Origin of the sequence: uncultured Vibrio sp. (assembly GCF_947488985.1) — a bacterium.
Taxonomy (GTDB): domain Bacteria; phylum Pseudomonadota; class Gammaproteobacteria; order Enterobacterales; family Vibrionaceae; genus Vibrio.
On the sequence record NZ_CANLBV010000035.1, the window covers coordinates 1 to 22,199 of the forward strand.

Sequence of the window (22,199 nt, forward strand, 5' to 3'; positions counted from 1 at the left end):
TTACTTTTGGCGAAGCAAATTATAACTCTTTACCATGCTGTTTAAAAAATACTCACGAAAGATCAACACGCCTTAGTATTTTGTTTTTTGCTCATGAGGCGCTAAGAACTCCCCTTTGATTCCCAGAATATTTCGATAGTAAGTTTCAAACATCAGAATATTCTGAACATAGCCTCGCGTCTCGTTGAAAGGGATCATTTCAATAAAAGCGTAGGCATCGAGCTTTTGATCACTGCGAGAGCGCCACTGTTTAACACGGTTAGGCCCTGCATTATAAGCAGCTAAAGCGAAAATACGGTTGTTGTTATATTGAGCAAGCAAACCATCTAGATAATGGCTACCAATCTCTATGTTTTTTCCCACATCATAAAGTTGAGCGCTCCCCTGATACTTTATTTTGTACTTGTTCGCGGTGTACTGGGCCGTTTTGGGCATGATTTGCATAATGCCACGCGCTCCCACAGGAGATTGAGCCTCAGCGTCTAAAGCGCTCTCTTGTCTTGCCAAAGACATCAAGGTGATTGGATCAATATCGTGCTTTTCGGCATAGAAGTTAAACCACCACTTGTGAGCGACAGGGAAACGTAAGCTGATGTTATCCCACATCTTAGCCGAGATACTCGCTGTTACCGTAAAATGGTTCCAACCTTTGCTTGCTGCGTGTGCTGCTAACATGGCTTTTTGATCTTTATTCGCATTCGTCAACAGCCAGCTCCATTCACTCTTCGCTGCCGCAATGTTATCTCGGTCAATCAACTCGCTAATACGAACCAAAGAGGTATCGAATGGTTTCACCGTTTGCGCGTTGTATTTGAGTGTCGATGTTGGGTAACTTACGGGCTTATCTAACTGCTCAGCTGCAGCCACACTGTAGAAATTCCGCTGACCCAAGATATCTGATAGTCGCTTATTGCCTTGGTCAGTATCACCCGTCGCAATTTCAGCTCTGCCCTGCCAATATTGCCAACGCAGCGAGGCTTGATGCTTTTCATCTAAGCGCGCTATCCACTCTTTCAAACCCGTCCAATCGGCATGTTGAATGGCTAAGCGAGCACGTCGTTCCAACAATTCTTGCTTTGATGAACTCGCGAGGTTTTTGTCTCGCCACACCATCAAGGTTTCAGAGTCGGTGTTAATCAGACGAAACGTTAGGTAATCGGCGAGCTCTTGAGATTTCTCTTGCGAGAATTTCTGCGCCTTGACAAGGTCATCAAACACTGCTTGAGCACTGCTTGCTGATTTCCTTGCTAGCTTTTTGAAAGCAAATTGGGTCTGAGCTTGGTAAAACTCATTGGCAGGATGCTTCTTGGCAAACGCGAGTACATTTTCAGGTTTGTTGTATAAAGCCTTCATCTGCTTAGCTTGAGTAATTGACTTATCATGATCCAATTGCTTAGTCAGATAGCTCATTAACTTACCGTTACGGCCCTCGAACGCTAGTAGCATTCGCTCCAGAATCAGCTCGTCGGTTCTTAGCCCCGCTTGGTCCCAGCTTTTAAATAGAGGGTCACAACGGTCATCGACACCGCGACCACTTAACCAAAGCTGCTTCGCTCCTTTAAAAGCGAGTTCTCGGTTACCTTGCTCATAGTGAGCACGGTAATAGATACATTGATACTCTTCCCCTACTGGCTCCTGAGTTTGAAACTCTAAAATAGTCTGCCACTTTTTCCCGGAAGCTAGTGAGGCTAAGTAAGGCGCTCGAATACGCTTTGAGAAAGGCAGTGCTTTATTTTCATTAATAAAAGCATCGACTTCTCTTGGAGAGCGCTTACCTAAATTGATCAGAAAGGCACGATAATCGGTGTAAGGCGTTAAAGGATAGGTTTCAATTTTACTCCGCATGGCTAAGTACGCTTTTAGATCACGGTTATCCAAAACCTGCTGCGCTCTGTCATAAACATCACGCTGCATTTCCAGCACGGATGCGTTGCTAGCTAAAGTCATCGGTGCCAGAAAAAATGAAGACAAAATTGCCGATGCAGCCACAGCAATTTTCGAATTACCAATGTGGAAAAACATGCGCTCTTTCCTTAGTGCGTGTATCAATGCGTGAAGTCTATTTACGCCCGACATTACATCAAATGTAAGGAGGTTGAGTGTAAATATTACTAATGTTTAACACCTCATCGAAGCCACTTACTTAAATATTGTTTAAATGACTAGGCCGTGTTGACCTTTCACGGTTAAATTTCGTTCGAGATAAAAGCGTTTTAATCGCCGCAAGGGGGAAGTAGCCTAGTCATTCTAAGCAAACTCTCCTCAACAAAGAGTAAAACGCTTTTAGCCGAATCCTTCGGGCTGCGTTTGCTGGTCAACACGCCCTAATGTGACAATAGTAGGTAAGGATAAGTTCAAGAATGCCTTTTCTTTGCTAGGAGTAACATCTTTAGGGATATTGGTATAAAATAGCTAATAATTTTGAACACTAAATTAGGATCGATCGGCAATGGCTGAATACGTATATACCATGTCTCGGGTGAGCAAAACGGTTCCACCTAAACGTCAAATTCTTAAAGACATTTCTCTTAGCTTTTTTCCTGGCGCTAAAATCGGTGTTTTAGGTTTAAATGGTTCAGGTAAATCTACCCTACTGCGTATCATGGCTGGTATTGATACTGATATTGATGGTGAAGCGCGTGCACAGCAAGGCCTTAAAGTCGGTTACCTACCGCAAGAACCGGTACTCGACGAATCAAAAACCGTTCGTGAAATCGTAGAAGAAGCGGTTGCTGACGTTGCTGACGCGCTTAAGCGCATCGATGCGGTTTACGCAGCGTACGCAGAACCAGATGCTGATTTCGATGCACTGGCAAAAGAACAAGGCGAACTAGAAGCACTGATTCAAGCAAAAGACGGTCACAACCTAGAGACAGCGCTAGAGCGTGCTGCTGATGCACTTCGTCTTCCTGAATGGGATGCGAAAATTGAATTCCTATCGGGTGGTGAGCGCCGTCGTGTTGCTATTTGTCGTCTACTGCTTGAAAAGCCAGACATGTTGCTACTTGATGAACCAACTAACCACTTGGATGCAGAATCAGTCGCATGGCTTGAGCACTTCCTAGTCGATTACAGCGGTACTGTTGTGGCGATTACCCACGACCGTTACTTCCTAGACAACGCTGCTGGCTGGATTCTAGAACTTGACCGTGGTGAAGGTATCCCATGGGAAGGTAACTACACCTCTTGGCTAGAACAGAAAGACGAGCGTTTGAAGCAAGAAAAAGCCGGCGAAAGCGCGCGTCAAAAAACCATTGAGAAAGAGCTAGAATGGGTTCGTCAAAACCCTAAAGGTCGTCAAGCTAAGTCTAAAGCTCGTATGGCTCGTTTTGAAGAAATGACAACCGGCCAATACCAGAAGCGTAACGAAACCAACGAACTGTTCATCCCGCCAGGTGAGCGTCTAGGTGATAAGGTTCTTGAAGTGAAGAACCTAACCAAATCATTTGGTGATCGCGTTCTTATCGACGACCTATCGTTCAGCATGCCAAAAGGCGCTATCGTCGGTATCGTCGGTGCCAACGGTGCAGGTAAATCAACACTGTTCAAGATGCTAAGTGGTGCAGAACAGCCAGATTCGGGTACAGTTGAACTTGGCGAAACCGTTAAGCTTGCTTCTGTTGATCAGTTCCGTGACAGCATGGACGACACCAAAACAGTATTCCAAGAGATCTCTGAAGGCGCTGATATCATTAAGATCAACAACTTCGAAATCCCTGCTCGCGCATACTGCTCGCGCTTCAACTTCAAAGGCAACGACCAACAGAAGATCATCGGTCAACTTTCTGGTGGCGAACGCAACCGTGTTCACCTAGCAAAACTGCTCAAGGCGGGCGGCAACGTACTGCTACTCGATGAGCCGACCAATGACCTTGACGTTGAAACGCTACGTGCTCTTGAAGAAGCCCTGCTTGAGTTCCCTGGTTGTGCCATGGTTATCTCGCATGACCGTTGGTTCCTTGACCGTATTGCGACCCACATCTTAGACTACCGTGATGAGGGGCAAGTTAACTTCTATGAAGGTAACTATACCGAGTACACTGAGTGGCTTAAGAAGACTCTAGGCGCACAAGCGGCTGAACCGCACCGTATCAAATACAAGCGTATTGCTAAGTAAATAAGCTTGTCGTTTGAGCAAAGGCCGCGATTAACGCGGCCTTTGATGTATCTGGCTTAGGCGTATCTGACTTAAGTGTGTCTGACTCAAGAGCATCTGATTTAGATATTACGCATCGATAGAGAGAGTATTTATGGTGGAAAGGCGTCAATTCTCAAGAGTTATTTACCAAGTACCGACGGAGATCTCACAAGGGCAAGTCAATATACTTGGAGCCGTGCAAGATTTATCGCTACGTGGTCTACTTATTCAATGTGACGAACTGCAGCAACTCAGTCTCGATGTCCCAGTACATATCAGCTTTAGGCTGATAAACAGTGATATCGATATTCAATTAAAAGCAATGATAGTCTCTACCATCAATACCTCAATGCGTTTACGCATAGAGCATTTAGATATTGATAGTATCAGCCACCTTAAGCGCCTTATTGAGCTTAACGTTGGCGACGATGAATTGCTTTATAGAGAGATTGAACACCTTAGCGATTTAGGCAGTGAATAATATCTCCATACCCCTTTTCTATTAAAAGCATTTAGTTAATACAGAACCATGTCTAAAAAATTATCCATTACTATTCCCTCTCGTCAGGGGGAGCAGACGTTTTACTTCGGCCGAAAAGCCGTGCTCTTTTGTACAACCGCCCTATTTTCTGTTCCTCTCTTGATTGGTGGAGCAGCATACATGCACTTCGAGAATCAACAAAAGCTCGCACTGCAAGCCGGTGACGCACAGCAGCTGATTGAAACCTTGATTGTTGAAAAAGATCACACCGAGTTTCTTTACGATGAGCAGATAGAAACTAACCACTCGCTATCACAGGCGCTAACGGAGAAAGAAGGTGAGATTCAATTGCTGGGTAAGCGGGTATTTGATGTTGAATCGGTACTTGGTCTTGCTGATGAAGAACTGCTGACTGATGAGATCTCTTTGGAAGAGCGCATTGACGCGGCTGCAGTAGATTCTGCGGTAAGGGCGACAATGTTTCGTTTGATTCCTAACGACAGCCCAATGGCCTATCAACGCATCTCCTCTTCTTATGGCAGTCGCACCAACCCAATAACGGGTAAGCGCCACGTACATACCGGTATCGATCTAACGTGTCAGGTCGGCGAAGATATTCTCGCACCCGCTGACGGGGTGATTGAAACGGTACGACCAAGCAACAAAGGCTTTGGTAATTTTATGACCATGCGTCACTCATTCGGCTTTATGAGTTCTTACGCTCACCTGCAAAAATTCAAAGTCCGTAGCGGCCAATTTGTTAGCAAAGGCGATGTGATTGCCAGCTGTGGTAACACAGGCAGCTCTACGGGCCCACACTTGCACTATGAAGTACGCTTCCTCGGTCGCTCACTGAACCCGCAATATTTGATGGATTGGACGCCTGAAAACTTCAATTACGTCTTTGAAAAAGAGCAAAAGGTGAAATGGGGCCCACTTGTTCAGCTGATCGATAATGTGGTTCGCTTGCAGGTCAATCTGACTAATATGCCTTACATTAACTCCACCATCGATACCGTATCGAGCGAAGAGAGTAAAACACCTATCACGACTAACTAGTTGTTAATTACTAGGGCGTGTTGATTTGGCCTATGATGTTCTCATTGCATTTAGCCTACTATAGGCCAAATGCTTTCACAGCGTTCAGCGCAAACAAAAAGAGCGACCAGATGGTTCGCTCTTTTTTATGCTTTCAAATCGTATTAACCACGATGAATCGAGTCATGTGCTTGTTTTAATAGGCTTTGACTCTCTTGCAAGAATTGTTGTGAGTAGTCACCAAACCAATCACTGACTTGATTAAAGCTATCAACAAACTTGGCTTTATCTTTGCCGTCTAGGATCTCTAACGCTTCGCCAAAGCAACGATGGTAGCGTCGAATCATCTCAATATTCTCGTCCGAAGAAAGAATAATGTCACCGTATAAGTTCGGGTCTTGAGCAAACAGACGACCAACCATCGCAATCTCAAGTCGGTAGATGGGTGAGCTTAACTTCAGCAGCTGGTCAATATTTGGGTTCTCTTTGCTCAGATGTAAGCCGTAAGCAAAAGAGGTGAAGTGACGCAGTGCTTGAATCAAGGTCATGCCGTGATCGTGCTCGGCGGCGTCTATCTGGCACAAACTCGCGCCCCAAATACCAAATTGGTTCAATAGCCATTGGTAGCTTTCCGAGCCGCGACCGTCACTGTAAACAATCACCTGCTTAGCAAGGCTTGGAACATCAGGGCCAAACATTGGGTGTAAACCAACCACTGGGCCTTGGTGCATCTCCATCATGGCTTGCAGAGGTTTTGATTTAATCGACGTTAAGTCACACAAAATACAATCACTTGGCAGGTTGCCCAGTTTCGCAATCACACCTTCAGTTAGATGAATTGGCACTGTGACTACCACCAGCCCTGCATTGTCTAATATCTCATCAGCCTTATCCCAATCTTGGCTACCGAGGATTTTCACTTCGTAGCCAGAAAGCTTGAACATACGACCAAACAAGCCACCAAGCTGACCATTACCACCAATAATAACCACTGAACGTAACTCTGGGTTAAGACACTTAAAACCAGAATCTTTCTCGCTGGCATAAGATTCACGCATAGTACGGCGCAAAATATCTTCGATTAACTGTGGCGGAACACCTATTTTCTCAGCTTCTTGGCGACGCGATGCCAACATGGCCGCTTCACGTTCCGGTACATAAATAGGTAATCCATGTTCACTTTTTACTTCGCCCACTTTCTCTACTAAAGCGAGTCGTTGAGCCAGTAAATCCAACATTTGCTTATCGACAGCATCAATTTGGTCGCGTAATTCGTTCAGTTCAACGGCCATTTTATTCCTTACTCATCTATAAATCCGTGCTAACGCAGTTTCGTTAGTCACCGATCTTAAAATGCCCCATTGGCTGAGGCATTTAAGTTTTAAACTTTGACTAACCTTTCAAGCGGTTTTCTAAGAACGGAACGAGTTCCGTATGTGCATGCTTTAATAGTGCCTCAGTTGAATCCCAATTGATACATGCGTCGGTAATCGATACGCCGTATTTCATCTCATTGAGAGGGATATCTGAAGATTGATTGCCTTCGTTGATATGGCTTTCAATCATCAGACCGATAATCGACTTATTGCCTTCACGGATCTGATGAATGACATCTTCGGCTACTAGTGGCTGACGACGGTAATCTTTGCGAGAGTTCGCATGGCTACAGTCAACCATTAATGCTGCCTCTAAGCCAGACTTGCCTAGCTCTTGCTCACATTCATGTACCGATACTGAATCGTAGTTGGTTTGCTTACCGCCACGTAAAATCACGTGACCGTTTGGGTTACCTTGCGTCGTTAATAGTGCTACTTGACCTTCACGGCTGATCCCCATGAAACGGTGACTAGAAGACGCCGCCTGCATCGCATTGATTGCGGTACCTAGGTTGCCATCGGTACCGTTTTTAAAGCCGATTGGCATTGAAAGGCCGCTCGCCATCTCACGGTGAGTTTGTGATTCCGTGGTACGAGCGCCGATTGCCGCCCAACTAAACGTATCCGCTAGGTATTGTGGGCTGATTGGGTCTAGCGCTTCTGTTGCTAACGGAATTTCCATCTCAGCAAGTTCAACCAGTAGCTCACGACCAACATGCAGACCATGCTCAATATCGAAAGTGCCATCTAGATGCGGGTCATTGATCAAACCTTTCCAGCCTACCGTGGTACGAGGCTTCTCAAAGTAAACACGCATCACAATATACAGTTGATCGCTAAGCTGCTCAGATAAAGCTTTTAGGCGTTTCGCATACTCTCTCGCTGCTTCAATATCATGGATAGAACAAGGGCCACACACCACCAACATACGGTGATCTTTTTTATGGACAATGTTGGCTATCGTTTGACGAGACTCTTGAATGAAACGACGAGCATTATCACTCAAAGGCAGTTTTGCTTTTAACTCTTCAGGTGTAATCAGTACCTGTTCGTCGATGATATTGACATTGCTTAATTCACTTTTCTGCATAACTCAACCTGTATATTTATTTTTACACCCAACATTTCCATTTGGGCTAACAATCTTTAAAAACACAATAACAGCTAAAAAAACGATTGCAAGTGTAAACAATGAAAAACATTTGTTGTAAAATTAAATTTACACAAGACATTTAAAGAGTTAAAGCACACAAACCGACTTAAACCAAAGAACACAGAGACAAAAAAGGCGATATTTATCATATCGCCTTATCTAAAATTGTAATGTGTTTATTTATCACTCACTACTTAGCATTCGCTTAATCGTCTCTGAAGCCTTTTTCCATCTTGCATCAGAGTGAAGTGTCGACAAATCAAAGCTGTGTTTTTTAAGCAACGAGTTGGCTAAAGGCACCTCTTGAATCGTTAACTGATCAAGAGCCTCAATTTGTGCGTCTCGTTTATTGCACATTAACACCATATCGCATCCTGCATTCAAGGCAGCCTTTGCTCTGTCGGCTGGCCCGCCCATAATGGCTGCGCCTTCCATGGTTAAATCATCAGAGAACACCAAGCCTTTGAATCCAAGCTGTTGCTTCAATACTTTCTGCAACCAATACTGAGAGCCACTTGCTGGCTGATCGTCATAGTGAGAAAAAACCACGTGTGCAGGCATCATCGCATCCAAGATTCCCGCTTCAATTTGCGCCTTAAAGATAGCCATGTCGGTTTCGAAGATGTCGTCTCTTGGGTCATAAGGCGTTTCAAGATGCGAATCTGCAACCACACCGCCATGTCCAGGAAAATGCTTTCCAGTTGTCGCCATGCCAACCGATTTCATGCCCTTAATAAAAGCACTACTGTGGCGGACAATGGTATCGATATCTTCACCAAATGCTCGGCTCCCAATTGCTTTACAGTCATGGCCTTTGTCTAAAACAGGCGCAAAACTGAGATCGATATCATGGGCAACTAGTTCGGCTGCCATCAACCACCCCGCTTGTTCTGCTAATTGCTCGCCATTGCTCTTGGTCGCGAATTCTTGAGCAGCAGGGATAATAGAAAAACCGTCACGAAAGCGTTGTACTCGACCGCCCTCTTGGTCAACGCCGATTAAAATAGGACGTTTTGCGACCTTGCGAATCTCTTTATTTAACGCCGATAACTGTTTGCTATCGTGGTAGTTTCGAGCAAATAAGATGAGACCACCAACGGTTGGGTGCTCTAAAATTTCTCTGTCTTCAGCGGTCAGTTCGTAGCCTGCAACATCAACCCACAACGGTCCCATATTTATCCCTTATTAAAGCTAATTTCATCAACTTCCCGAGGTTATTCTCTTTAAATTTGCTTTACAATGTTTTTAAACCCATCAGTGGAAGAGTTTAGAAATGCAGTGCAAACGCTTAGCAATAGATCATAAAGAACTGTATATCGGTGTGATGTCAGGGACGAGTATGGACGGTGTTGATAGCGCATTAGTCTCGATTGAAGGCGATAGCATCACATTGCTTGCCCATGATGAATTCCCAATGCCCGATGATCTCAAAACGCGCCTGCTTGAAGTCTGTATTGGTCAAAAAACAGATTTGATTGCGATTGGTGAACTCGACCACCAGCTTGGCCACCTTTTTGCTGATGCGGTGCTGCAACTTCTCGACAAGTCAGGTACTGCTACATCTTCTGTGACTGCGATTGGTAATCATGGTCAAACGGTGTTTCATCAGCCAACAGGCGATTCTCCATTTACCATGCAGTTGGGTGATGCCAACATCATTGCCGCTAAAACACAGATTCAAACGGTTGCCGATTTCAGACGTAAAGACATGGCTCTTGGTGGGCAAGGGGCGCCATTAGTTCCGGCTTTCCACCATACGATTTTCCATCCGCAAGACAGCTCGGTTGTGGTACTGAATATTGGCGGTATTTCGAATATTTCAGTACTGCGCCCGAATCAGCCAACACTTGGTTATGATACTGGCCCTGGCAATATGCTCATGGACGCTTGGGTCGAGAAACACACTGGTGAGAAGTTTGACCGTGATGCGCAATTCGCACTTAAGGGGCAACTCAATCAAGCTTTACTCGAACAGCTGTTGAACGAATCTTATCTATCTCAAATGCCACCGAAAAGCACTGGCAGAGAACTGTTTAATCTCCCGTGGCTAGAACAACAATTAACAGACTTTAAATACCTGATGCCAGAAGATGTCCAACGCACACTTTGTGAATACACCGCACTCACCATAGCCAATAACGTTGAAACTTATTGCTTGGGCAACCAGCCTGCGCTGTACGTGTGTGGCGGGGGGACAAGAAACCCATTATTGATGCTGAGGCTCTCTGAACTGCTTCCGAGCTGGCAAGTGGATTCAACCACCAGCAAAGGCGTTGATGCCGATTATATGGAAGCCATGGCCTTTGCGTGGCTTGCTCAGCGTCATGTTCATCAATTGCCAAGCAACTTACCCGAAGTGACGGGCGCAAGCAGAGCAGCCTCTCTCGGCGTTCTCTATCGGGCTGACTAAACAGTTTTAGAGCCATCATTTTAAAATCACCATTTAAGGATCATTATGAGTAACGACGCTCTGATATCAGCACTCTCGCACCTCGTTTCAGAGGGGAGAAACCCTGACACTATGGATATTGATCTGCTCAGCTCTCTCGAAGTGGTTGAAAAGATTAACCAACAAGACAAACAAGTGCCACTGGCGATCGAAGCAGAACTGCCACAGATCGCTCACGCGGTTGATAAGATCGCTCACGCCTTTCAAAACGGTGGTCGGTTGATTTATATGGGCGCAGGCACCAGTGGTCGATTGGGGGTGTTAGACGCGTCAGAATGCCCACCAACGTTTGGGGTTTCCGACAAGATGGTGATTGGCCTCATTGCTGGAGGGCCAGAAGCGATTTTAAAAGCCAAGGAGGGAGCGGAAGACTCGCTGACTCTCGGTATTGAAGACCTGAAAGCGATTCAGTTTTCAGAAAATGATGTCGTCGTCGGCATCGCTGCCAGCGGTCGTACACCTTACGTGATTGGTGCGCTCAACTATGCCAATCAAATTGGCGCGGTGACGGTGGCGCTGTCTTGCAATCCAGATTCACCGATCGCTGAGATCGCTCAAATAGCAATAAGCCCTGTGGTTGGCCCAGAAGCACTGACTGGATCCACTCGTTTGAAATCAGGGACAGCACAGAAACTGGTACTCAACATGCTGACCACTGCCAGCATGATCCGCATCGGCAAGAGTTATCAAAACCTGATGGTTGATGTAAAAGCGACCAACGAAAAGCTGGTTGCCCGCGCCGCTCGCATTGTTATCCAAGCAACAGAGTGTGATAAAGCACTGGCAGTATCAACGCTGGAAACCACCGATTACGACGTTAAACTGGCGATTTTGATGATACTTACCGGGCTTGATTTAGAGTCAGCCAAGGCTCAACTAGAGCAGCAAAATGGCTTTTTGAGAAAAGCGGTTGAGAATAATCAGTGATCTAAGTTGTGCGTTTGCTTGACCTAAGAACTAATGGAGATGGGGCTAACGCCCCATTCCTATGATTGCAGAACAGTGACTGAGTGCGGTGTTGAGTCTGAATAGAATCATTCAGCTTGCTATCGTAACCCTTATCTTGACCTCGCTCGCCTTGAGAAAAGCCTCAAAGCGATGTGCCCTTCAAATTCAATCGAATATCGAGACCAAAGACCCGTACACATACGGTACAGGTCTTTTTATCTTTGATTTTTTTATCGCTTGCTTGGACTAATAGTTGTTTGAATACTCATCCCAACCGCGCTGCCACTCCATGCGGAAGCGTTGAGCGTCTTCGGTTCCTGAACAGACCCCTTCATAGACCAAACCAGACAAGCCAATCTGATAGGCATGGCTGGGGTTACAATACTCGGATACACCTAGGTGATAACCTTCGGTGTAACTTGCTTGATCTACTGCACCAAGTGCTGCCATATCGGAATAAGAGCGCTGAGTACGCCCCTTAATGCCATCGCTATAACCAATCTCTTGCCAATTGCCTTGTTTTGCTAACTCTTCAACATTGTTGGCACTGCACCCAGCAAGACCTAATGCCGCCATGGATAGTAATAATGTTTTTTTCATTTTAATCCTTTACGTTCTACTTTAACGCTTCCTGACGAAGAGCTCTCTTTTATCTGTAATTCTCCGCTGAACGCCTATTGATGTCCACTTATTGTCTGTTGTTCGCCACTTTAGGCCAATTTCGACCACTCGGAATCAGTAGTCGCCGCTAAGCTAGCTCAAACAACCTCTCCATAGAGCTAATAGGCCTCTCGATAGAAATATCCGCCACTCAGCACAGTGAACAAACCACTCAATCAGTTATAACACCGTTAAATTGGCTATTCGACCACTCACTCTTGTAGCGGAAGTTTCTTCTCATCGACTCCTTTAATATACATCCTGACTTAATTAATACATTCAGGGATAACAAATTATGATGTGGTTTCTTACCTGTGTTGCAGCACTCATTGGTGGCTACTTTATTTACGGTACCTTTATCGAGAAGATTTTCGGTATCAATGAAAAGCGCCAAACACCCGCTCACACCAAGCAAGATGGCGTAGACTACGTTCCGATGTCGACACCAAAAGTTCACCTAATTCAGCTACTTAACATCGCTGGTGTAGGTCCAATATTCGGCCCTATCATGGGTGCTCTTTACGGCCCAGCGGCAATGCTTTGGATCGTGCTAGGTTGTATTTTCGCAGGTGCAGTACACGACTACTTCTCAGGTATGTTATCTATCCGTAATGGCGGTGCTTCGGTTCCAACTATCACTGGACGTTACCTAGGCAATGGCGCAAAACACTTTATGAACATCTTTGCCATTGTTCTACTACTTCTTGTTGGTGTGGTTTTCGTATCTGCTCCTGCAGGCATGATCACTAACTTAGTGAACGACCAAACTGATTTCGCGATGTCTGCAACGACGATGGTTGTTATCATCTTTGCTTACTACATCATCGCTACGATTGTCCCTGTCGATAAAATCATTGGTCGCTTCTACCCACTGTTCGGCGCGCTGCTTATCTTTATGTCTGTTGGCCTTATCACTGCGATTGGTCTATCTGACGAACACCAAATCATGGGTGGCTTTGAGATAAGCGACATGTTCACCAACATGAACCCGAATGACCTACCACTTTGGCCTGCCCTATTCATCACAATCGCATGTGGTGCTATATCTGGCTTCCACGCAACTCAGTCTCCTTTGATGGCGCGTTGTGTGGAAAACGAGAAGAACGGTCGCTTCGTATTCTACGGTGCAATGATTGGTGAAGGCATCATCGCTCTAATCTGGTGTGCACTTGCTCTTTCTTTCTTCGGTTCAGTTGAGTCTCTATCTGACGCAATTGCAAACGGCGGCCCGGGTAACGTGGTATACAGTGCTTCATTTGGTCTCCTGGGTGTATTTGGCGGTATCCTGGCTTTCCTCGGCGTGGTTATCCTACCAATCACTTCTGGTGACACAGCGTTCCGTTCAAGCCGTCTAATCCTTGCTGAATACTTCAACATGGAACAGAAAACATTGCGTAACCGCCTACTGATGGCACTACCACTGTTCGTTATCGGCGGCATCCTGACTCAAGTTGATTTCGGTATCATCTGGCGTTACTTCGGTTTTGCTAACCAATCAACAGCAGTGATGATGCTATGGACAGCTTCAGCTTACCTACTTCGTCACAACAAACTGCACTGGGTAACAACGGTTCCAGCTATCTTCATGACGTCTGTGTGTATCACATTCATCCTGAACAATAGCCAACTGGGCTTCGGTCTACCAATGCAAATCTCAACTATCGTTGGTGTGATTAGTGCACTAGGTGTTGCGGCTTACGTAATCAAGATTTCTAAAGGCAAAGGCGAAACTGACCTTGCTGATGAAGAAAAAGAAGCAAGAGGTGAAACTAAAACAGCCTAGTTCTTTAGACTCTTTGTAAAAGACCAGTCTTCATAGAAAGACAAGAACAGCCAAACACAACTTCGCTTGCTCCCGTAATCACTGAGTGATTCGTGAAACCTAAGACTAAAGCCCGTCAACTGTGATGGGCTTTATTGTTTATAGCCGCTACGGATCCACCTTTGGGGCTTCGATATAAGCCACGAAAAGACAAGCAAAGCTACCGTTACCAAGCAATGAGCTTTACACTTAACAAGCGTCTCAATAGGTGAACATATGGAACTCATTCTCTCTCTGCTGCAACAAACCTGCGTCTACTTAGTGATTGCTTACATGCTAAGTAAAACCCCACTGATTCTCCCTTTGTTGAGCATCTCTTCACGCTTAAGTCATAAGATCAGCTGCTACGTTCTATTTTCCCTATTCTGCATTATGGGTACCTATTTCGGACTGCAGATCAATGACGCCATCGCTAACACGCGAGCGATGGGCGCGGTAATGGGCGGGTTGTTTGGTGGTCCTGTGGTTGGCTTTGCCGTAGGCTTTACTGGCGGGATACATCGCTATTCACTAGGTGGTTTTACGGACTTAGCTTGTGCTATCTCAACAACAGCAGAAGGCCTGATTGGTGGTTTGCTGCATGTATATTTAGTCAGAAAGAACAAAGCCAGTCAGCTATTTAATCCGCTGGTCGTGTTCTATGTAACCCTGTTTGCAGAGATCATTCAGATGTTGATTCTACTCGCAGTCGCCAAACCGTTTGAGCAATCCTACGCGCTAGTTTCCGATATTGCTGCGTCAATGATCATTGCAAACTCAGTGGGTGCCGCGTTATTCATGAGCATAATCCAAGACCGAAAGACTATCTTCGAGAAATACTCCGCCACCTTCTCGCGCCGCGCACTCACCATCGCCGAGCGCTCGGTGGGTATTTTGCATGGCGGCTTCACTTCCGATAATGCACAAAAAATCGTGCGTATCGTTTATGAAGAAACCAATGTAGGTGCAGTGGCGATTACCGACCGAGAAAAGATCCTCGCGTTTGTCGGCATTGGCGATGAACACCATATTCCAAATACCCCGATTTCATCGCAGAGTACCCTCACTTCGATGGAAAAGAACGACATCATCTACCTTGATGGTAAAGAAAACCCGTACCAATGTTCTCTATCTCAAGATTGTAAGTTGGGCTCTGCGCTAATCATTCCATTACGTGCTGGTAACGAAGTCGTCGGTACCATTAAACTGTATGAGCCTAAGCTGAAGCTATTCTCGACCATTAACATGTCGATGGCAGAAGGTATCGCTCAACTATTGTCGAGTCAGATCCTGTTCAGCAACTATCAGCAGCAGCAAACCCTGCTCACCCAAGCGGAAATCAAACTGCTGCATGCACAGGTGAACCCACACTTCTTGTTTAATGCACTTAACACCATCAGTGCCGTTACACGTCGTTACCCTGATAAAGCGCGAGAGCTTATTCAACACCTGTCTCACTTCTTTAGAAGCAACCTTAAGCAGAACATCAACACAGTGAAACTCAAAGACGAGCTGGCGCACGTCAATGCGTACCTCACCATTGAGAAGGCTCGTTTCACCGACAGACTAGAAGTGGAATGGGACATAGACCCACAGTTGTACGAATCACAACTGCCGAGCTTTACTCTGCAACCACTGGTTGAGAACGCCATCAAGCATGGTATTTCGAACATGTTGGAAGGTGGCACAGTGAAGATCTACAGCGAGGCTTTTGAGGGTGGATTCAAACTGATCGTCGAAGACAATGCTGGTAACTATCAGAAGCCGTCTCAAGATCATGTCGGATTAGGTATGGAGATTGTTGATAAACGACTCACTAATTTCTTTGGACAAGACTCAGCACTAAAAATAGAATCTCAACCACAGCAATTTACTCGAATGAGCTTTATCATACCTATACTAAAATAGCGGTCTTTTCGTAGGTGATAGCTTCTCGGTAAGCATATTTAGAAGACATAGATAGAAAACGCAGGGATAGAATCAAAATGAAGATTGTAGGATGTTAAAAGCACTAGTTGTCGATGATGAGCTTTTTGCTCGCGAAGAATTGATTGAGCTGCTGACTGAAACTGGAGAAGTGGAAGTCATTGGCCAAGCGAGTAACGCAATTGAAGGGCTTAAGCAGATCAACCTTCTCAAGCCTGATGTGGTGTATTTGGACATTCAAATGCCTCAGGTCACAGGGATTGAATTGCTGAGCATGCTCGCCCCGGAAACCATGCCCTACGTGGTGTTTGTGACCGCCTACGATCAATATGCGATTCAAGCCTTTGAAGACAATGCCTTTGACTACCTACTTAAACCCGTTGAACCTTGTCGATTAAACAAGAGTGTTTGTCGCCTGAATAAGGTCATCAAACAAAACCAGAAAGCGCCAGAGCAAGACATCTCTGCGATTGCTCCCTGCCACTTAGAGCAGATCCCGTGTATTGGTCATAACCGCATTGTGATCATGGCAAGCCAAACGGTTGAATGCGCCTATTCCGATATCAGTGGTGTACATGTTCGTAGCGCATCACAAACAGCAACCTCACAATTAACGCTTAAGATCTTGGAAGAAAAGACCGATTTGATCCGTTGTCATCGACAATATTTGATCAACATAAAATCAATCCAAGAGATCAAGTTGCTAGAGAATGGATTAGCTGAGATCATCACACTGACGGGCTTTGAAGTCCCTGTTAGCCGTCGCTACCTCAAGACGTTAAAAGAGCAACTCGGCCTCCAGTAAGCATATTTCAGACCGAGATATAACACGATCAAAAAAGCCAACGTATCAACGTTGGCTTCCTACTGTTTACAAATCGATAATGTTTACGATTCAACTGTGTTGCGAATCGATCTTGTCACGAACCGATCGAGATTAATCGACTTGCTTAATCTGCAGCTCTTTCGGTACTTCAAAGAACATGTTCTCTTCACGACCTTGAATTTCTTCAACGTCCGTTGCTCCTAGCTCACGGATGCGGTCTAAGATTTGATCGACCAGCTCTTCAGGCGCAGAAGCACCAGCTGTTACACCGATTTTCTTTTTCCCTTCTACCCACGCGGTTTGAATGTCTTCAGGGCAGTCGGTTAGGTAACCTGGTGTACCTAGCTTCTCAGCCAGCTCTTTCAGCCGTGTTGAATTTGATGAGTTCTTAGATCCGACCACTATCACAACATCAACATCATTCGCCATCTCACGCACGGCGTCTTGACGGTTTTGAGTCGCGTAACAGATGTCGTCTTTACGAGGGCCTTGAATCTCAGGGAATACACGACGCAGCTCTTCAATCACATCCGCCGTTTCATCCACCGACAAGGTAGTTTGGCTCACGTAGTGCAAATTTGTTGGGTCATTCACCACCAGGTTCTGTACATCCTCCGGTTTTTCAACCAAGTACATACCACCCATTTGGCTAGCGTACTGACCCATAGTACCTTCAACTTCAGGGTGACCTGCGTGACCAATCAGTACTACTTCCATATGTTTTCGGCTCGCACGAGCAACCTCCATATGAACTTTCGTCACCAAAGGACACGTTGCATCGAATACTGTAAGTTCGCGCTCTTTCGCTTCTTTACGAACCGCTTGAGATACACCGTGAGCAGAGAAAATTACGATGTTATCGTCTGGCACTTCACTCAGCTCTTCGACAAAAATAGCACCACGTTGCTTAAGCCCTTCAACAACAAAGCGGTTATGTACCACTTCATGGCGAACATAAATCGGTGGCTGATACATTTCAAGTGCGCGCTCTACAATGCTGATCGCACGATCGACACCGGCACAAAAGCCACGAGGGTTAGCTAACATTATTTTCATTTCATTGCTCATCATTTACCGCGGTACTAAGGTTGTTTCTATAGAGTTCGCCGTCAGCGAGGTTCGCATTCTACAGTGAAGCGTCTAGACAGTGAAGCTCTGGGTTGAGTGTCATAGCTGTAAGGCGGTGCTATTCTAACGTTAAGAGAGCTATTCGACAGCTAAGATATTGACATCAAACGTAACGTCTTGGCCTGCAAGTGGGTGATTAAAATCAACCGTCACTGAGTCACCCGCGATATCTGTAATAATACCTGGGATTTCCATACCGTCAGGGCCAGAGAATACCATGATGGTGCCAATTTCAACATCTGTACCACCAGCAAATTTTGCTTTATCCATATGGTGAATATGATCTGGATTAGGCATACCAAACGCATCTTGTGCTTTCAGTTCGATAGACTTTTCCGTGCCTTCTTCAAGTCCAAGCAGGCATGCTTCGAAGTTCTCACTTAGGCTACCATCACCCATAACGAACTTTGCTGGTTTACCCATATTTTCCGTACTATCGGCAACTGAACCATCCTTCATCTTAATCGTAAAATGTAGGGTTACTGCTGAATCATTTTTAATTGCTGCCACGTTACTTTCCTTAGACTTCTTTATTATTTGAGAACGCATTCTGCTTTGCTCTCATATTAGTTGCAGCATAAAAAAAAGCGCCACCGGAATCAACCGACAGCGCTTAGGGCTATTCTATTCTGTGAGTCATAGACTGACTTTAGGGTAATCTATTTCAAAACGTTTTTACTTAAGGCTTATTCGCCTATTTGCTTTCGTCTTTCTTGCGAAAACCATCGAGGATGATCATCGCGGCACCGATACAGATTCCCATATCCGCTAAGTTGAATGCAGGCCAGTGGTAAGTGCCCCAGTAGAAATCTAAGTAATCGACAACAAAGCCGTGTACGACTCGGTCAAATACGTTGCCAACCGCACCACCAATGATGATTGCATAAGCGATGTTGTTCCACTTTTCTGTCGCTGGTAGCTTGCTCATCCAATACGTCAGCATTCCCGTTACCACAAAAGCAATCGCAGTGAAAAACCAACGCTGCCAGCCACTCTGGTCGCTCAAGAAGCTAAACGCTGCACCGTAATTATGAACATACAGAAAATTAAAAAATGGCAGCACCTCAACACGATTTGCCCAGCCATAACCCATACTGTCCATAACCAGCAATTTGATGCCAATATCGGCGAGGAAAACCAGCAAAGCCAGCCATAACCAACGCACACCCGATTTTTTTAATGAAACTTCACTCATTTCTATTCCTAGTATTTACGAAGTTGGTATTCATTATCACCTGATTTAAGTGATCATCAGTACCCAACTTGGCGAAACACATTTCCTATAATTAAAAATAACCCCAGTTGATACTGGGGCTATAATTTTTACAAAAAGTTCAGTCTTTCTCTGAGCGGTTATGCGAACTTACGCACTTCGCCTTCACCGTCGATGTTCGACACACAACGACCACAAACTTTCTCGTGACCTTCGATAGTGCCTACATCTGGAGTGTGGTGCCAGCAACGGTCACACTTCTCAGCTTCAGTCGCCGCTACTTCAACGAATAGACCTTCAACGTCTGTCGCTTGAGCCGCATCAGACTTCTCGCTTAGTGGCTTAACAACCGCAGCAGAAGTGATAAGTACGAAACGTAGCTCATCTTCTAGCTTGTTGATCTTAGCCGCTAGTGCGTCGTCAGCGTATAGAGTCACTTCAGCTTGCAGTGCACCACCGATTGTTTTCTCTTTACGAGCATCTTCAAGAAGCTTGTTCACTGCGCCACGAACAGTCTGGATTTCAGCCCAGAATTCATTGCTTAGCTCTTCGCCTTCAGCAAGACCAAATAGACCTTCGTACCATTCGCCAGTAAACACGAACTTGTCACGAGCGCCAGGCATCTCATTCCAGATTTCATCTGCAGTGAACGACATGATAGGTGCCATCCAACGAACTAGAGCTTCTACGATGTAGTAAAGCGCAGTCTGACAGCTACGTTGAGCATGGCTGCCCTGTTTTGCTGTGTACTGACGGTCTTTGATTACGTCTAGGTAGAAAGAACCCATTTCGATAGAACAGAACTGCATTAGACGCTGAGTTACACCGTGAGTATTGTACTCGCCGTATGCTTTAACGATCTCTTCTTGTGCAGCTTGAGCACGGCCAACAGCCCAGCGATCAAGTGCCACCATTTCTTCAGCAGGAACTAGGTCAGTTTCAGGGTTGAAACCGTTCAAGTTCGCTAGGAAGAAACGCGCCGTGTTACGAATACGACGGTAAGCATCCGCTGAACGCTTCAGGATTTCATCAGAAACCGCAACTTCACCAGTGTAGTCTGTAGAAGCAACCCATAGACGCAGGATATCTGCACCTAGCTTGTTGGTTACATCTTTAGGCGCAACAACGTTACCGATAGATTTAGACATCTTACGGCCGTTACCATCAACCACGAAACCGTGTGTTAGCACTTGCTTGTACGGTGCTTCGTCTTTCATCGCGATAGATGAAATTAGAGAAGACTGGAACCAGCCACGGTGTTGGTCTGAACCTTCAAGGTAAAGATCAGCACTGTGAGTGCGCTCTTCATTCGGGAAGTTGTACTCTTCGCGAGAATCAACAACAGAGAAGTGCGTCACACCTGAGTCGAACCATACGTCTAGCGTATCCATTACTTTTTCGTACTTATCAGCGTCTTCTGCGCCCATAAGTTCAGCAGCGTCTACATCCCACCAAGCTTGAATGCCTTTCTCTTCAACGAGCTTCGCAACTTTTTCAATAAGCGCAGGGCTTTCTGGGTGAAGTTCTGCTGTTTCTTTATGAACGAACAGAGCAATTGGCACACCCCAAGTACGTTGACGAGAGATACACCACTCAGGGCGACCTTCAACCATACCTTCGATACGGCTTTGACCCCACTCAGGCAACCACTCAACACTCTTGATGGACTCTAGTGCTTTAGCACGTAGGCCAGCTTGATCCATCGAGATGAACCATTGTGGTGTTGCACGGAAGATGATTGGCGTTTTATGTCTCCAACAGTGTGGGTAGCTGTGCTCGTAAGCGTGGTGATGCAGAAGTGCACCTTTCTCTTTTAGAACTTCTAAAACAGAATCGTTCGCTTTGAATACGTGCTGACCTGCAAATAGCTCAGTATCTGGCAGGTAAACGCCGTTTGAGCCTACTGGGTTAGCGATTTCTAGGTTGTATTTCTTACCAACCACGAAATCCTCTTGACCGTGACCAGGCGCAGTGTGAACCACACCAGTACCTGAATCTGTTGTAACGTGGTCACCAAGAACAGCAGGAACAGTAAAGTCGTAGAACGGGTGGTTGAACTGAGAAAGCTCAAGATCAGCACCAGTAGCAAAACCAAGGTTGTGGAAGTGCTCGATACCTGCACGATCCATTACGTCTTTTGCTAGTTCAGAAGCAACAACGATACGTTGAGCAGGCTGGTCGCCATTCGCTTCAACTTGGATAAGCACGTATTCAAGATCATCACGTAGACATACTGCGCGGTTAGCAGGCAGAGTCCATGGTGTTGTTGTCCAGATAACGATAGAGATTTCGCCCTGACCCGCGTGGCCTTCAGCTAGAGTAAATTTCTCTAGAAGCGCCGCTTCGTCAGCTGCTGTAAATTTCACATCGATAGATGGCGATACTTTATCTTTGTATTCAACTTCAGCTTCAGCCAGAGCAGAACCACAGTCAGTACACCAGTGAACTGGTTTGAAACCTTTAAGAAGGTGACCTTTGTCTGCGATTTTACCTAGAGAACGAATGATGTTCGCTTCTGTGCCGAAATCCATAGTGCGGTAAGGTTTGTCCCACTCGCCCATGATACCAAGACGTTTGAAGCTCTCTTTCTGACCTTCAACTTGGCCCGCAGCGTACTTACGACACTCTTCGCGGAATTCAGCAGCCGAAATCTTCTGACCAGGCTTACCTTTCTTCTTCTCAACCATTAGCTCGATTGGAAGACCGTGACAGTCCCAACCAGGGATGTACGGTGCATCAAAACCAGAAAGGGTCTTAGATTTAATAATAATGTCTTTAAGAATCTTATTCAGCGCGTGGCCAATGTGAATGTCGCCGTTCGCGTATGGAGGGCCATCATGCAGTACGAAAGATTTTTTACCTTTCTTTGCCTTACGGATTTCGCCGTAAAGATCTTCTTTGTACCAACGCTTAAGCATTTCTGGCTCACGATTTGCCAGATTGCCGCGCATTGGGAACCCTGTTTCTGGTAAGTTCAGGGTATCTTTATAATCACTCATCGATTCTTAATTCCGTTATATTGGGCGAAGTTAGACATTATGTTAATCGGTGGAATCATCCGA

At 45.6% G+C, this 22,199-nt stretch carries 17 protein-coding genes; 8 read left to right on the top strand and 9 right to left on the bottom strand.

Going from position 1 to position 22,199, the window contains the following annotated elements; translation table 11 throughout:
• Nucleotides 1–72: 72 nt before the first annotated feature.
• The gene (locus Q1A70_RS09965) at nucleotides 73–2,022 is read right to left on the bottom strand and encodes a transglycosylase SLT domain-containing protein (protein WP_299690208.1); all 1,950 of its coding nucleotides are present in this window, start codon (nucleotides 2,020–2,022) and stop codon (nucleotides 73–75) included.
• A gap of 427 nt (nucleotides 2,023–2,449) precedes the next feature.
• Between Q1A70_RS09965 and ettA the strand changes: the two genes are divergently transcribed.
• The 3 genes from ettA to Q1A70_RS09980 all read left to right on the top strand — a co-directional run bounded on the left by ettA (nucleotide 2,450) and on the right by Q1A70_RS09980 (nucleotide 5,678).
• Nucleotides 2,450–4,117: an energy-dependent translational throttle protein EttA gene (gene ettA / locus Q1A70_RS09970; protein WP_299690206.1), complete on the top strand. Its 1,668-nt coding sequence runs from the start codon at nucleotides 2,450–2,452 to the stop codon at nucleotides 4,115–4,117.
• Nucleotides 4,118–4,250: 133 nt separating this feature from the next.
• Nucleotides 4,251–4,619: a PilZ domain-containing protein gene (locus tag Q1A70_RS09975; protein WP_299690202.1), complete on the top strand. Its 369-nt coding sequence runs from the start codon at nucleotides 4,251–4,253 to the stop codon at nucleotides 4,617–4,619.
• A gap of 48 nt (nucleotides 4,620–4,667) precedes the next feature.
• The gene (locus Q1A70_RS09980) at nucleotides 4,668–5,678 is read left to right on the top strand and encodes a M23 family metallopeptidase (RefSeq protein WP_299690199.1); all 1,011 of its coding nucleotides are present in this window, start codon (nucleotides 4,668–4,670) and stop codon (nucleotides 5,676–5,678) included.
• 143 nt (nucleotides 5,679–5,821) lie between these two features.
• Here Q1A70_RS09980 and tyrA read toward each other — a convergent pair whose 3' ends face one another.
• The 3 genes from tyrA to nagZ all read right to left on the bottom strand — a co-directional run bounded on the left by tyrA (nucleotide 5,822) and on the right by nagZ (nucleotide 9,359).
• Nucleotides 5,822–6,949, bottom strand: coding sequence for a bifunctional chorismate mutase/prephenate dehydrogenase (gene tyrA, locus Q1A70_RS09985; protein WP_299690196.1), 1,128 nt, complete (start codon nucleotides 6,947–6,949; stop codon nucleotides 5,822–5,824).
• Nucleotides 6,950–7,049: 100 nt separating this feature from the next.
• Nucleotides 7,050–8,123 (bottom strand): 3-deoxy-7-phosphoheptulonate synthase, encoded by a 1,074-nt coding sequence (locus tag Q1A70_RS09990; protein ID WP_299690193.1) that lies wholly within the window; start codon nucleotides 8,121–8,123, stop codon nucleotides 7,050–7,052.
• A gap of 246 nt (nucleotides 8,124–8,369) precedes the next feature.
• Nucleotides 8,370–9,359 (bottom strand): beta-N-acetylhexosaminidase, encoded by a 990-nt coding sequence (nagZ, locus tag Q1A70_RS09995; RefSeq protein WP_299690189.1) that lies wholly within the window; start codon nucleotides 9,357–9,359, stop codon nucleotides 8,370–8,372.
• A 121-nt stretch (nucleotides 9,360–9,480) separates the two neighbouring features.
• Between nagZ and Q1A70_RS10000 the strand changes: the two genes are divergently transcribed.
• Complete coding sequence (locus tag Q1A70_RS10000; RefSeq protein ID WP_299690214.1) at nucleotides 9,481–10,596, top strand: anhydro-N-acetylmuramic acid kinase; 1,116 nt, start codon at nucleotides 9,481–9,483, stop codon at nucleotides 10,594–10,596.
• 45 nt (nucleotides 10,597–10,641) lie between these two features.
• Nucleotides 10,642–11,562, top strand: coding sequence for an N-acetylmuramic acid 6-phosphate etherase (gene murQ, locus Q1A70_RS10005; protein WP_299690186.1), 921 nt, complete (start codon nucleotides 10,642–10,644; stop codon nucleotides 11,560–11,562).
• A 267-nt stretch (nucleotides 11,563–11,829) separates the two neighbouring features.
• On the opposite strand, the gene Q1A70_RS10010 is transcribed toward murQ, so the two are convergent.
• Nucleotides 11,830–12,183: a DUF2799 domain-containing protein gene (locus tag Q1A70_RS10010; RefSeq protein ID WP_299690183.1), complete on the bottom strand. Its 354-nt coding sequence runs from the start codon at nucleotides 12,181–12,183 to the stop codon at nucleotides 11,830–11,832.
• A 355-nt stretch (nucleotides 12,184–12,538) separates the two neighbouring features.
• On the opposite strand from Q1A70_RS10010, the gene Q1A70_RS10015 reads away from it, so the two are divergent.
• From Q1A70_RS10015 to btsR, 3 genes are all read left to right on the top strand, one after another.
• Nucleotides 12,539–14,026: a carbon starvation protein A gene (locus tag Q1A70_RS10015; protein ID WP_299690180.1), complete on the top strand. Its 1,488-nt coding sequence runs from the start codon at nucleotides 12,539–12,541 to the stop codon at nucleotides 14,024–14,026.
• A 255-nt stretch (nucleotides 14,027–14,281) separates the two neighbouring features.
• Entirely contained in the window at nucleotides 14,282–15,952 is a 1,671-nt protein-coding gene (locus tag Q1A70_RS10020; RefSeq protein WP_299690177.1) for a sensor histidine kinase, read from the top strand.
• A 91-nt stretch (nucleotides 15,953–16,043) separates the two neighbouring features.
• A complete protein-coding gene (btsR, locus tag Q1A70_RS10025; protein ID WP_299690174.1) occupies nucleotides 16,044–16,775 on the top strand; it encodes a two-component system response regulator BtsR in 732 nt (243 codons plus the stop codon).
• A 132-nt stretch (nucleotides 16,776–16,907) separates the two neighbouring features.
• Here btsR and ispH read toward each other — a convergent pair whose 3' ends face one another.
• The 4 genes from ispH to ileS form a co-directional block, all read right to left on the bottom strand.
• Nucleotides 16,908–17,867, bottom strand: a complete 960-nt coding sequence (ispH, locus tag Q1A70_RS10030; protein ID WP_299690172.1) for a 4-hydroxy-3-methylbut-2-enyl diphosphate reductase — start codon at nucleotides 17,865–17,867, stop codon at nucleotides 16,908–16,910.
• Between the two features lie 135 nt (nucleotides 17,868–18,002).
• Nucleotides 18,003–18,434 carry an FKBP-type peptidyl-prolyl cis-trans isomerase gene (gene fkpB, locus Q1A70_RS10035; RefSeq protein WP_299690169.1) on the bottom strand — a complete coding sequence of 144 codons (432 nt, stop codon included), beginning with the start codon at nucleotides 18,432–18,434 and terminating at the stop codon, nucleotides 18,003–18,005.
• A gap of 184 nt (nucleotides 18,435–18,618) precedes the next feature.
• A complete protein-coding gene (lspA, locus tag Q1A70_RS10040) occupies nucleotides 18,619–19,119 on the bottom strand; it encodes a signal peptidase II (protein WP_299690166.1) in 501 nt (166 codons plus the stop codon).
• Nucleotides 19,120–19,277: 158 nt separating this feature from the next.
• A complete protein-coding gene (gene ileS, locus Q1A70_RS10045) occupies nucleotides 19,278–22,136 on the bottom strand; it encodes an isoleucine--tRNA ligase (protein WP_299690163.1) in 2,859 nt (952 codons plus the stop codon).
• Between the last annotated feature and the right edge of the window lie 63 nt (nucleotides 22,137–22,199).

Excerpts from the sequence above, each read along its gene's own strand:
- Q1A70_RS09965 (WP_299690208.1), bottom strand. The coding sequence starts at position 2,022 with ATGTTTTTCCACATTGGTAATTCGAAAATTGCTGTGGCTGCATCGGCA.
- ettA (WP_299690206.1), top strand. The coding sequence starts at position 2,450 with ATGGCTGAATACGTATATACCATGTCTCGGGTGAGCAAAACGGTTCCA.
- Q1A70_RS09975 (WP_299690202.1), top strand. The coding sequence starts at position 4,251 with ATGGTGGAAAGGCGTCAATTCTCAAGAGTTATTTACCAAGTACCGACG.
- Q1A70_RS09980 (WP_299690199.1), top strand. The coding sequence starts at position 4,668 with ATGTCTAAAAAATTATCCATTACTATTCCCTCTCGTCAGGGGGAGCAG.
- tyrA (WP_299690196.1), bottom strand. The coding sequence starts at position 6,949 with ATGGCCGTTGAACTGAACGAATTACGCGACCAAATTGATGCTGTCGAT.
- Q1A70_RS09990 (WP_299690193.1), bottom strand. The coding sequence starts at position 8,123 with ATGCAGAAAAGTGAATTAAGCAATGTCAATATCATCGACGAACAGGTA.
- nagZ (WP_299690189.1), bottom strand. The coding sequence starts at position 9,359 with ATGGGACCGTTGTGGGTTGATGTTGCAGGCTACGAACTGACCGCTGAA.
- murQ (WP_299690186.1), top strand. The coding sequence starts at position 10,642 with ATGAGTAACGACGCTCTGATATCAGCACTCTCGCACCTCGTTTCAGAG.
- Q1A70_RS10010 (WP_299690183.1), bottom strand. The coding sequence starts at position 12,183 with ATGAAAAAAACATTATTACTATCCATGGCGGCATTAGGTCTTGCTGGG.
- Q1A70_RS10015 (WP_299690180.1), top strand. The coding sequence starts at position 12,539 with ATGATGTGGTTTCTTACCTGTGTTGCAGCACTCATTGGTGGCTACTTT.
- Q1A70_RS10020 (WP_299690177.1), top strand. The coding sequence starts at position 14,282 with ATGGAACTCATTCTCTCTCTGCTGCAACAAACCTGCGTCTACTTAGTG.
- btsR (WP_299690174.1), top strand. The coding sequence starts at position 16,044 with ATGTTAAAAGCACTAGTTGTCGATGATGAGCTTTTTGCTCGCGAAGAA.
- ispH (WP_299690172.1), bottom strand. The coding sequence starts at position 17,867 with ATGATGAGCAATGAAATGAAAATAATGTTAGCTAACCCTCGTGGCTTT.
- lspA (WP_299690166.1), bottom strand. The coding sequence starts at position 19,119 with ATGAGTGAAGTTTCATTAAAAAAATCGGGTGTGCGTTGGTTATGGCTG.
- ileS (WP_299690163.1), bottom strand. The coding sequence starts at position 22,136 with ATGAGTGATTATAAAGATACCCTGAACTTACCAGAAACAGGGTTCCCA.